This is a genomic window from Paenibacillus solani, assembly GCF_001277345.1.
Lineage (GTDB): Bacteria > Bacillota > Bacilli > Paenibacillales > Paenibacillaceae > Paenibacillus_AQ > Paenibacillus_AQ solani.
Genome location: NZ_LIUT01000001.1, coordinates 855,443 through 867,289, shown reverse-complemented (window position 1 = coordinate 867,289; position 11,847 = coordinate 855,443). Strand labels below are relative to the sequence as shown.

11 protein-coding genes are annotated in these 11,847 nt (G+C 47.5%); 1 reads left to right on the top strand and 10 read right to left on the bottom strand.

The window, feature by feature from the left end; translation table 11 throughout:
- The 7 genes from hrcA to gpr all read right to left on the bottom strand — a co-directional run bounded on the left by hrcA (nucleotide 1) and on the right by gpr (nucleotide 7,976).
- The gene (gene hrcA, locus AM231_RS03795) at nucleotides 1-1,035 is read right to left on the bottom strand and encodes a heat-inducible transcriptional repressor HrcA (protein ID WP_053489168.1); all 1,035 of its coding nucleotides are present in this window, start codon (nucleotides 1,033-1,035) and stop codon (nucleotides 1-3) included.
- A 109-nt stretch (nucleotides 1,036-1,144) separates the two neighbouring features.
- On the bottom strand, nucleotides 1,145-1,606 hold the full coding sequence (locus AM231_RS03790) for an N-acetyltransferase (RefSeq protein WP_053489169.1): 462 nt from the start codon (nucleotides 1,604-1,606) through the stop codon (nucleotides 1,145-1,147).
- A 76-nt stretch (nucleotides 1,607-1,682) separates the two neighbouring features.
- A complete protein-coding gene (gene hemW, locus AM231_RS03785) occupies nucleotides 1,683-2,849 on the bottom strand; it encodes a radical SAM family heme chaperone HemW (protein ID WP_054401400.1) in 1,167 nt (388 codons plus the stop codon).
- 200 nt (nucleotides 2,850-3,049) lie between these two features.
- On the bottom strand, nucleotides 3,050-4,867 hold the full coding sequence (gene lepA, locus AM231_RS03780; RefSeq protein WP_053489171.1) for a translation elongation factor 4: 1,818 nt from the start codon (nucleotides 4,865-4,867) through the stop codon (nucleotides 3,050-3,052).
- A gap of 89 nt (nucleotides 4,868-4,956) precedes the next feature.
- Complete coding sequence (locus AM231_RS03775) at nucleotides 4,957-5,367, bottom strand: hypothetical protein (protein ID WP_054401399.1); 411 nt, start codon at nucleotides 5,365-5,367, stop codon at nucleotides 4,957-4,959.
- Between the two features lie 105 nt (nucleotides 5,368-5,472).
- A complete protein-coding gene (locus AM231_RS03770) occupies nucleotides 5,473-6,795 on the bottom strand; it encodes a stage II sporulation protein P (RefSeq protein WP_054401398.1) in 1,323 nt (440 codons plus the stop codon).
- Between the two features lie 179 nt (nucleotides 6,796-6,974).
- A complete protein-coding gene (gpr, locus tag AM231_RS03765; protein WP_053489174.1) occupies nucleotides 6,975-7,976 on the bottom strand; it encodes a GPR endopeptidase in 1,002 nt (333 codons plus the stop codon).
- Between the two features lie 163 nt (nucleotides 7,977-8,139).
- On the opposite strand from gpr, the gene rpsT reads away from it, so the two are divergent.
- The gene (gene rpsT / locus AM231_RS03760; RefSeq protein ID WP_053489175.1) at nucleotides 8,140-8,412 is read left to right on the top strand and encodes a 30S ribosomal protein S20; all 273 of its coding nucleotides are present in this window, start codon (nucleotides 8,140-8,142) and stop codon (nucleotides 8,410-8,412) included.
- Nucleotides 8,413-8,554: 142 nt separating this feature from the next.
- Here rpsT and holA read toward each other — a convergent pair whose 3' ends face one another.
- The 3 genes from holA to AM231_RS03745 all read right to left on the bottom strand — a co-directional run bounded on the left by holA (nucleotide 8,555) and on the right by AM231_RS03745 (nucleotide 11,712).
- A complete protein-coding gene (gene holA, locus AM231_RS03755; protein WP_053489176.1) occupies nucleotides 8,555-9,574 on the bottom strand; it encodes a DNA polymerase III subunit delta in 1,020 nt (339 codons plus the stop codon).
- 294 nt (nucleotides 9,575-9,868) lie between these two features.
- The gene (locus AM231_RS03750; RefSeq protein WP_054401397.1) at nucleotides 9,869-11,167 is read right to left on the bottom strand and encodes an anti-sigma factor family protein; all 1,299 of its coding nucleotides are present in this window, start codon (nucleotides 11,165-11,167) and stop codon (nucleotides 9,869-9,871) included.
- A complete protein-coding gene (locus tag AM231_RS03745; protein WP_053489178.1) occupies nucleotides 11,164-11,712 on the bottom strand; it encodes an RNA polymerase sigma factor in 549 nt (182 codons plus the stop codon). The genes AM231_RS03750 and AM231_RS03745 overlap by 4 nt, the downstream gene beginning before the upstream one ends.
- Between the last annotated feature and the right edge of the window lie 135 nt (nucleotides 11,713-11,847).

Genomic DNA, 11,847 nt, shown 5'->3' with positions numbered 1-11,847 from the left:
TTATTTATACCAGTGTGACAGCAATTTCGTCAGATCATGGGATAACACATTCAAAATGCCGATCACTCGCGCGTATTCCATTCTTGTCGGACCGAGAATACCGATGGAACCAAGCGCTTTTCCATCTATCGAATATGTCGCGGTAATCAAGCTGCAATTGGAAATGGCTTCATGCGTATTCTCCGTACCGATCTTCACTTGAATGCCGTGCTCCCCGGGAGCAGGTGCCATAAGCTTCATTAGAGCGGGCGTCTGCTCCAGGAGCTCAAATATTTCCCTAACCTTGTCAACATCCTTGAACTCCGGCTGATTCAGCATGTGAGTCGTGCCGCTGAGATATACGCCGCGATGATCCGGTTCGTTGTTTAGGGCGATATCCAGCATACTCATAAGATCTTCATAATGTGATATATGCCGCTGCATTTCCTCGCCGATTTCCGTGTACAGCCTTGTCTTGAGCTTATATAGAGGCACGTTGACAAGCTTCTTGTTCAGAAGATTTACCACTTGCTCCAGCTCCGAAACAGACACGCCCTGCGGAATCGAAACGATCTTGTTCTCGACTTGCCCTGTACTGGTGACGATGATGGCTACAGCTTGGTCCTCATGAAGAGGGAGAAGCTGGAAATGACGCAAAGACGTATGAAAGACTTCCGGTCCCAGCAGGATGGAAGTGTAATTGGTCATCTGAGACAGAATGCCGGCTGTATGCTGTATCATCTGTTCCATCACGTTCAGCTTTTCTGCAAAAAATGATTTCATCATATGCAGTTCTGCAGGGTTCAAGGAAAACGACGACGTGAGATGATCAACATAATAACGATATCCTTTATGCGACGGAATTCGTCCAGCTGATGTATGAGGCTGCTCCAAAAAACCGAGTTCCTCCAGATCAGCCATCTCGTTACGGATGGTTGCCGGGCTATAACCGACATCCCCACGCTTGGAAATGCTTCTTGAACCCACCGGCTCGGCAGAACGGATATAGTCATCCACAATGGCATTCAATATCATGCGCTGACGATCTGTTAACATGTCGCTCCCCTCCTTGCTGACTGCTTACTTTTCATCTTCGTTAGCACTCATCGTCAACGAGTGCTAACCGATATAACAAAAATACCAAACCGACCTGAGGATTGTCAAGTCAGTTCAGTACTTTAAGAACAGCTATTTCATCACAAGCATGCTGCTTCTTGCAATGGATGCAATCGGTCCATACCTTCTCCGGAAAAATCTCCTTCTCTACAACAGAAAAGCCATTCTTGATGAAGAAGGATACTTCATATGTCAAGGCCATCACTTTGGGAAGCTGGCGACGTCTCGCTTCTTCCAGAAGGGAATCCACCAACATGGATCCAATGCCTTGCCCTTTATGGCCTTCAGATATACCTAGCGAACGAATCTCAACCAAATCGCTCCCCAACTGGCATAATGATCCGCAGCCAATAACCTGTCCTTCAGACTCGGCCACAACGAATTCACCAATTTGCCTCTCCAGCACTTTTTTGGAACGGGGCAGCATAATCCCCTTTTCGGCATAACCCTGAATCATCTGATACAGCGGTTCGACATCTTCTAACTTCGCCTTTCTGCATACCGCTGACATTGTTGTCCGTCTCCCCTTTACACACTCCGTCATGTTATGAATAAATATACAACAGAGCGCATATAAGTTCAATAGATTAATTTGACGACAAGCTGCCTATAAATTCTGCGAATACATCGTTCCCGAAGAGAATTCCTTTGCTGCTCAGCTTATAACCATCATCAGTGGAATCCAGAAGTCCCGCACCCAGCATTTTATTCAGGGGCTTTGCGAATACCTCTTCCATAGAAATTCCGAACTGCTGCCTGAACCGGCTACCTGAAACGCCATCCAACACGCGAAGTCCAACCATAAGGAAATCCTCCATCGCCTCTTCCTTTGATACTTCAAAACTCTCCAAGCGCGGAAGTCCTTGGTTCGCTGCTTCATTATATGGGTTAACGCCCTTAATGTTCACATGGCGCTGACGTCCGATGTATCCGTGTGCTCCCGCACCCAGACCATAATAATCCTCGTTACGCCAATACGTCATATTATGCCGGCTCTCAAAACCAGGTTTGGCAAAATTACTAATCTCATATTGCTTATATCCGGCCGCCTTCATCCGGTCCATTAATAGAAGATACATATTCAGCTCGTCCTCCTCATCCGGAAGCGGCAGCTGATTTCGCTGGTACATCGTATGAAACAGCGTATTTTCTTCAACCTTTAAGCTGTAAATCGAATAATGCGGGAGTCCAAGCTCCAACGCTTTATCTATACTTTCGGCGAGCATATCGAGCGTTTGGTTCGGGAGCCCGAACATTAAATCGATGGACATGTTATTAAAACCGGCAGTTCTGGCGTTTTCCAAACTTCGGTACACATCATCTGTATCGTGAATCCGGCCAATCCCGCTCAGTAAGGTATTCTGGAACGCCTGCACACCGAAGCTGATCCGATTTACGCCTCCTTCACGCATAACGGACAGCTTCTCCAAATCTGTAGTGCCAGGATTCGCTTCCATCGAAAACTCGATATCGTCGGACCAATTCGGAAAATGACGCTTCACGCTCTGCAAGAAGTACTCCATTTCATTTGGCTTCAGCACCGTAGGTGTTCCGCCGCCGACAAAGATACTCTTAATTGTTCCCGGCGGATGGGCCGAAACCGTCAGCTCCATCTCTTTATCCAGCGCTCGCAGATAATCCATCACTGGCTGATCCTTCAATACGTAGGAGTTAAAGTCACAGTAAAAACATTTATTGGTACAAAACGGAATGTGAATGTACACCGCTTCCGTCCGTTGGTCATTAACCGTCATTCTTCTTTTTCCTCCTGCAATACTCTGGCATGACTTACTAACTTTAAGTAACTTCTTAGAAGTTCCTTTTCTACTATAACGCTATGCCTCTTATAATGAAAGAAAGGAAAGCCGAAAATCGGCTTTCCCATCATTTACATCATAAAAGGCTGTCCGTAGGACCGGCGTTATTTCAGTTGTTTCGTATCGTGATCGGCGGATTACTTGTCGTCGATTTTCAGTACCGCCATAAAAGCTTCCTGCGGAACTTCCACACTGCCGACTTGCTTCATCCGCTTCTTGCCTTCCTTCTGCTTCTCAAGGAGTTTACGTTTACGGGAGATGTCACCGCCGTAACACTTCGCGAGCACGTTTTTGCGCATCGCCTTGACCGTTTCGCGGGCCACAACCTTGGTACCGACAGAAGCTTGGATCGGCACTTCGAACATTTGGCGAGGGATCAGTTCGCGCAGCTTCTCGCAGATCGCTCTGCCTCTGTGATAAGCACGGTCCTTATGCACGATGAAGGACAACGCATCCACCTGCTCGTTATTCAGCAAGATATCCATTTTCACCAGATTGGATCGACGGTATCCGGACAGCTCATAATCAAATGATGCATATCCTTTGGTACTGGATTTTAATTGGTCAAAGAAATCATACACGATTTCCGACAATGGAATTTCATAAGTAATCGTAACGCGCGTCGTATCCATATATTCCATGTTTACAAACTCGCCGCGTTTGTTCTGGCATAGTTCCATGATCGCTCCAACATAATCATTCGGAACAATGATGGCTGCCTTTACATATGGCTCTTCAACATGATCGACCTTGCCAACCTCAGGATAATGGGAAGGATTATCGATCTGAATCTCTTCCCCGTTGGTCAGCATAATACGATAAATTACACTCGGCGCGGTCGTAATTAACGGTATATTGAACTCGCGTTCAATCCGTTCCTGAATGACATCCATGTGAAGGAGTCCCAGGAAACCACAGCGGAACCCGAATCCGAGCGCACTGGACGTTTCCGGTTCAAAGCTTAATGAAGCATCATTAAGCTGCAGCTTCTCGAGCGCTTCGCGCAGGTCATTATAATCCGAAGTCTCAATAGGATACAAGCCGCAGAATACCATCGGATTGATCTTGCGGTAACCAGGTAGCGGCTCTGCGGTAGGACGCTTGGCGTCCGTAACCGTATCACCGACCTGCGTATCGCCAACGCTCTTGATGCCAGCAACGATGAATCCGACATCCCCAACATTAAGCTCATCCACCATAGTCATGCGAGGCATGAATGCCCCCACCTCAATGACTTCAAAGGACTTGCCGGTTGCCATCATCTTAATCTTGGAACCAGCCTTGATACTTCCGTCAAGGACACGCACATATACAATGACACCTTTGTATGGGTCATAATGGGAGTCGAAGATCAGCGCTTTAAGCGGTTCTTCGGAATCACCTGCAGGCGCTGGAACTTTCTGAACCACCTGCTCCAAAATTTCCTTGATCCCGATGCCCGCTTTGGCCGATGCCAAGACGGCATCGCTGGCATCCAGCCCGATGACATCTTCAACCTCTTGCTTAACCCGCTCGGGATCCGCGCTAGGCAAATCGATCTTGTTAATGACAGGCAGAATTTCAAGATTGTTATCCAGAGCCAGGTATACGTTGGCTAGTGTCTGGGCTTCAATTCCCTGCGCAGCATCAACTACGAGCAGAGCGCCTTCACAAGCGGCCAAGCTTCGAGATACCTCGTACGTAAAGTCGACGTGTCCCGGAGTGTCGATCAGGTTCAGAATGTACTCCTCGCCGTTATCGGCTTTATAGTTCAGTCGAACCGCCTGCAGCTTGATGGTAATACCGCGCTCTCTCTCCAGATCCATCGTATCCAGTACTTGTTCTTGCATTTCACGCGTAGTTAATGCACCCGTAAATTCTAAGATACGGTCGGCAAGAGTTGATTTCCCATGGTCTATATGTGCAATAATACAGAAATTACGAATTTTTTGTTGTCTTACTTGTACGTCCGTCATGCCTAACCCCCAACAACCACCAGATGTTTTGAATCAACTTATTATACCAGTTGAAGGGATGTACAGCAATGCTGAGATAAAAGGCATCCTTAATCCGTAATGGTTCCGAACATCGACACGACCCAGCGTATGCTTTGATCAGACAGCTGCTGGAGCAGCCCGGCGGTTTTATCGGCAAGTACATCGGCAGGAGGTTGGGATCGTTCAGGCAGCAGAATGTCTCTAGGCGACGGCTCATATTCAGTCCATCTCTTCCGGATCTCTTGTTCTTGAGCAGCAGAATCGATTACCGGCGGATTCTGGCGTTTACCTCCCCAACCATTACCTGGATTGAGTTCGCCTTGCAGATCTTGCACTTGACCCTGCTGCACACTCTGTATACGTCCTGCCCCATCTTCCGGCGCTGGCGTTTTTGATCCACCAAGCTGCATGCCGACCAATATACCGATGCCAGTCCAGATGATCAGTGCCACAAACCGTTTGCCTAATCGCGACATCATCTGTCCCTCCTCGATTTCCCATGATTCCTGCTCTGCTTATATAAATGTTTGTTACCAGCCCCCATTGTCCTCAATGCTGCATGCTGTAGTTGGTATCGGTCTTGACTAAGAGGAAGCTGTTTTTTTCTTCGATGAATCAACGTTATTTTTCACACTGGCCTTCTCGGCCTCTTGTTCCTGCCAATACACCTCTGCAATGATGTCTGCCAACGCTTCGGCAGTACGCTGTAATTCTTCCTTCGTGTTATCAATGCCACCAATTTCGATCAGAATACTGTTCGGCGATAGGGATTGATTATACTCTCCGTTCCCTTGATCTGCTGATTTACCCCATACACCTCGGGAGACTCCAGGATATGACTTTTCCAGCTTGGCATTGATTTTACTGGCAAATGCTTCGTTCTTTCTCCAATTCTCATTGGCATGTCCGATGATAAAGTAAACCTTGGCGTATTTCTCGCCGTTTACAGTAGCCGTTGTTTTGTTATAGCGCTGCGAATCCCGGTGGATATCTATTAAATAACTGATCCCGTCATTCTGGGACATGGCCTCCATGGCCATCTGCCGCGAGTATTTATAGGAGAAGTTATAATTGTATCCTTCAACGGTAGATTGATAGTCGCTCTTATCATGCAGAGTGCCAATACCGTTCGCTTCTAGCTTTTTGCTTAGAAAACTGCCCACCAGCATCACATTCTTAGTTGGAGCGACGGTTCCAGGATTGTCTGAAGGATGGGTAAGAAGCGGATTATAGGCTTCCTGTGGATGGGAATGATAGATGAGTACGGTTTTCTTACCATTTGTCGTTTTTCCATCCTTGGAGGTGCTGCCAGGCTTATTCTTGCTACCAGGGTCTCTTTCCAGACTCTGATCAGGGACATCAGGACCTTTACCTTCATTACCAATCTCTCCTTGATCTGGTGCAGAGGCTTCTTCCTCGGCTTCGGAAGAATCTTGCTCTAGCTGCTCTGCAGAGAGATCCGGCCGATAATCAGCTGGGGCTTCGCCATCCTCGTTACCGGAGCCGTGGGACAACTGCACAGGTTGATTGGCCTTCATGCCGGGAAGTTCACCCGCGATGAGGCTCTTCGGATCCCGCGGATTCACGCTTGTAAGCAGTTCAAAGACGAAGGATGACATTTTCTCGCTGGAGAAGCTCGATGACTCCTTGGAAGCTGTCATATGCGGCATTTCCATGCCAATCATATCAATGAAAAAACGACTGGATAATGATGCGGCCAAACCTTTCATTGATGATACCGGTGAAGAATTTAGCCGCTGTTCTGCCATTCCTCCAAGCCCTAGTAAAATAAAGAATATAAAAGAGCCTAGCATCAAAATAATAAGTGTGCGCCCCATGCTCAGACCTTCCATGAACTTCCGCTTCAGTCTGGCAATGTTCCAGATACGAAACTTGCGATGATTCATATTGATGTCCTCCTCGGTTCGCCGGGAGCTGCGGCTCTCGCTACTGCCGCTTTCGCTCCCGCGACTCTGTAATCTCTTATACTTCGAATCTATGAACCGGAGAGAATCAATAGAACTAGATCCTTAAAAAATATAAAGGCTCCGATAGATTCGGAGCCGGTTTTAATATTGATGTTCGTTCAGTGTGTGTACGCCCCAACATTGCCAGGATCCACTGCTTCATGCAGCGCTGCGTTAAGACCACTTGCTACAATGTTGGCAATGTCCTCTATGAATTCGTCAATCTCTTTGGGGGTAACAATGAGATCATGACCCAGAGGCTCAAGAACTTCCTTTACCAGTGCCAGACGCTCACCCTCGGGTATATCGTGCAGCATACCCATAATCTTGCCGGTTTCAGGTGCATCTTTGCCAAAGTGGGATTTCATCAGCTCTATGGCGTTATTCACGATAGTAGAGGCATAGCAGACCGTTGGAACTCCGATCGCAATACAAGGGACGCCGAGAACCTCCTGAGTCAGTCCCTTACGCTTATTGCCTACACCGGAGCCGGGATGAATTCCGATATCGGCAATCTGAATCGTCGTATTCACTCGCTCTAAAGAGCGCGAAGCCAGTGCATCGATCGCGATGATCAGGTCCGGACGAGTCTGCTCCACAATGCCTTGGACGGTTTCACTTGACTCAATTCCTGTCAGGCCAAGTACGCCAGGTGCTATAGCGCTGACTTGACGATAGCCCGGAGCCACACGATCCGGCATCAATTCGAAGAACTGCCTGGTCACCATCACGTTCTCCACCACGAGGGGACCAAGCGAATCCGGCGTCACATTCCAATTGCCGAGACCGACGATTAGAACGCTTGCCTTCGGTCCGATTCCGATCCGTGACATGAACGCCTCGAATTCCCGAGCGAAGACAACGGATACTTGTTCCTGAAGCCCGGTATCTCCTTTGCGAAGATCAGGCACCTCCAATGTCACGTAATGACCCTTAACTCTTCCGATTGATTTTGAGGCCTCGTCGTTTTCAACATCCAGTCTTGTAATCTTGATTCCGTCTTCCTGCACCACATCCTCCATAACTCCCGGTATCGGTGCATTGCTGTTGCCCCCTGCCAGCTCTCTTGATTCCACGGCCAAGTCCGTTCGGACTGAATATTTTTGCAAATCCAGATCCATCTAAATTCACACTCCTCCTCTTATTAATAATAGTGTGCGAGAGTAAGGAGGAGATTATGCAGAAGTCCTCAATGAGTATTGCTTTTTGTCCACCCCCATGCTAAAATATTTTAAGTTGTGAACCATTTCGCTCTATTGAAATGCCTTACAGGAGGTGAATGTAATGCCAAACATCAAATCCGCGATTAAACGTGTAAAGACAAGTGACAAACGCCACGCGCTTAACATTTCTCAGAAATCCGCGCTTCGCACAGCTGTTAAAACTGCTGACGTAGCACTGAACGGTACAGAAATCGAAGCTGCTAAAGTTGCTTTCCAAGCTGCTTCCAAGAAGCTTGATAAAGCCGTTACGAAGGGCCTGATCCATAAAAATGCAGCTGCCCGCAAGAAATCCCGTCTGGCGAAAAGACTGAACGCTCTTACGTCCCAAGCGTAAGTAACGTTTGTTGAATACGACATGAAAAAAGCCCTGAACAGTTCACACTGCTCAGGGCTTTTTATGATAAAGAACAAGAGTGTACGATATATACGTGTACACTCTTGTTCTGGTAGCTACAAATATTATTGCGAGCGGGAGATTAAGCACCGAGTCGCAACAGAAACATTTCAATTCCGAGTACCTTGTCAATGGCCCCCGTCTTCATCTGATAATCCAGATTAGCCAAGTGATTCAGTATACCCTCGAGACGGGCTGTCTCAAATTTCCGGGCTTGTTCACCCGCAATTTTTACAGCATACGGATGCAGCCCGATTTGTGAAGCAATCTGCTGCTGTGAATAGCTCTGGGTAGACAAGGTCTTCACCTGAAGAATGATCCGGAATTGTCTTGTGATCAGCGCGGCAATTTTAATCGGTTCCTCCCGCTGTTTCAGCAATTCATAGTAGATCCCGAGTGCCTTGTCCAATCGAAGATTTGCAATATCATCTACTAAGGCAAATACATTCTGTTCCGTGCTGCGGGCCACCAGCATATCGACGGTTGCGGCATCAATGGTTCCGCCAGCACCTGCATACAGACATAGCTTTTCAATTTCTCCAGATAATGCTTGAAGACTAGTTCCTGCATTTCGAACAATTGCCTCTGCCGCACCTTCACGCAGCGTACAGTCGTCTTTCTTCACTTGCTTGTCCACCCAACGAAGCAAATCCTCCCCACCGAGTGGCATGAAGGACAGTGCAACCCCAGATTTTTTGACCGCCTTGACTACCTTTTTACGCTCATCCAGCTTTTCTTGCCCAACCTGAAAGACAATTACGCTATAGTCAGCAGGATTGGTCACATAATCCAGTAAAACCTCCGGACGATGATCCACTTTCCCGTTATCCTTTGCAGCTGTAAAAAAAGATGAATCCCGAACAAATATCAGTTTCTTTTGAACCATAAAAGGAACCGTCTCCGCTTCTTCAACAACAGCTTGGATCGGCACTTCCCCTAAATCCATATGAACAATGGCAAAATCACGATCTTCCTTTGGGATCAGCTGAGCCTCCAGAAGCTCGGCAAATTCCTTCATTTGAAATTTCTCGCTGCCGTACAGCAAATAAACGGGAGATACATCTCCTTGTCTGACCGCTTTGGCTGCCGCTTTGGCATCCATCGGCGTCCCCCCTTCCTACTCTGTACACTATACCAAAAAAGAATATCCAAAAGCGATAGCTAAACACACACAATTAAGTCAGGACTTAACTTGCGCGGAAAACAAAGAGACCTCGGCTAATATTCAGCAGCAAGGTCCCTTCGTCCCAACACATCTATATAAACGCCGGCGAGCATGCTCTAGAAACACCTTGCCGACGGTCATACGACGGTAGTTGGTATAACACTCTCTTCAATCTATATAGGATATTCATATCTCCCGGCATGTGTGCGCCGATTTTGTTTATCTCTTTATCTATTTCTGAGTCTTTGATTGATTATCCGATGTTGAAGCTGGAGCCTGTTCTTTCTCTAAGGAATAGACATTCTCAACTAATTCACCATTATTCTGCAGCTTATACTTAAACGTTAAGCCGTCATCTGACCATTGACCGGAAATGAAGCTGCCCTTGAGTGGAATCTTTGCAACCGTCTCAACCGCTTCAGGTGAAGTATCATCTCCGGAAGGTAGATGATAGATGACCAACTGATCAACCTCAACCGAAGCTGTATACAGACCGTCCGGTGAGGACCACTGCTCCGGTACATTCACGAGCCCATAATGCGTTGCAGATAACTGGTCGGAGGATTCATGGCTTTCCACAGCGGGATCGCCTGAATCCGTGCTGATCGGCGGCAACTTATCTGACCTGGTATCCATGGATTCAGTAGGTGCCTTCTGAATACTCATGCTATCTTCGTTCTGTTGTGGTTCGCCGACCTTGGGAGCTTGTTGGTTTGTAGCCCTATTCTGCGCTTCTGTTTCATTTGCTACAGGTTTATCCGAACTTCTAGATTGTGCCTTATCAGCCTTATCACTTTTCTCAACGGGAGGGTCGGACACAACATCTTTCTTCTGGTCCCCAGTCTCAGTCGGAGTCGATGACTCGGCTGGCTGAGCTGCTTCCTCCGGTTTATTTGTAACGGAATCGGGATTAGATTCAGTTGACGAATCTGGAGGCGAGTTTCGTGGACTTACAGAGGGAGCGTCCCCCTCGTTTTCCATGCCCCTTGTTTCCGTACCGCCGTCCATAAACAATTGTTCCTTATCCTGCTGATCCTGGTATTCGATCCCAGCTCCATTCTCCGTCGTTCCCGCGCTCGTTGTACTTGCCGCTTCATAAGGAACTTCAGCGTCGGACATCATTTTGGGTTCATGAGTAAGTATAGCTGCGCCGAGTATCATCATAGCAGCTGCAGCCCCGATTGCAGTTCTCCCGCCAACGGTACTCCACCAGCTGCCCTTACGGCGCGGCCGCCGAATTTCCGGCATCATCTCCGCTGGCTCTTCGATTTTCACGGCTGGAGGCACGTCAAGGTTCTGGCGATCACGGTCAATAGCATCAAGTCTAGGGATAATAGCGTCAACTAGACTGACAGGCGGAGTTACGGCTGGTAGTTCCTCAAGCTCTCTGTTCAATGATTTTAATATGGTAAAGGTCTCTGCACACTCGGGACACACAGCAATATGCTGATACATCTCGGCCGTCTCCTCGGGTGTGAGGTCTCGGTCCAAATACCGATGCATCCGTTCCACCACCTCTTGGCAATTCATCCTGATACACCACCTTTCTGATGCTCTTGGAGCATGTTCTGCAGCTGCTGCCTGGCTCTAAACAGATATGATTTCACTGTATTAAGCGGAAGATTCAGGCAATCAGCAATTTCGTTGTAGGATAGGTCCTGCAAATACCTTAAGACAATGACGGTCCGATGGTGATCCGGCAGCAGATTAATGGCCTCTTTGATATCCTCAGCCAAGTACCCCGACATCACTTCCCGTTCAACGTCGAGCTTATCCCGAAATACCAGATCATGTTCATCGATGGAAACCGTCGGCTTGGTTCGGCGAAATTTATCAATGCATATGTTAGTGACAATTCGCTGGACCCATGTCTTGAACTGGGCTTTCTCCTCGTAGGAGTTGATCTTCGTATATATTCGTATAAGTGCTTCCTGTGCCGCATCCATGGCATCCTGTTCATTTTTCAGAATATAATAAGCAGTCCTGTAAACATGTTGCTCAATTTCTCGCAATAGGGTGATTAGAGCGTCGCGATCGCCCGATTGAGCGGCTCTTATGAGTCCCTGCTCCACCACAGTGGATCCCCCTCTCCCTGCATACATACAGACGGATAGAATTAAAAAAATGTTGCAGTATGTAACCTATTATTTTTAGGAAACTTCATCTAACTATACCAAATATAAAGATCGTAGTCATCTCTACGTTTCCCT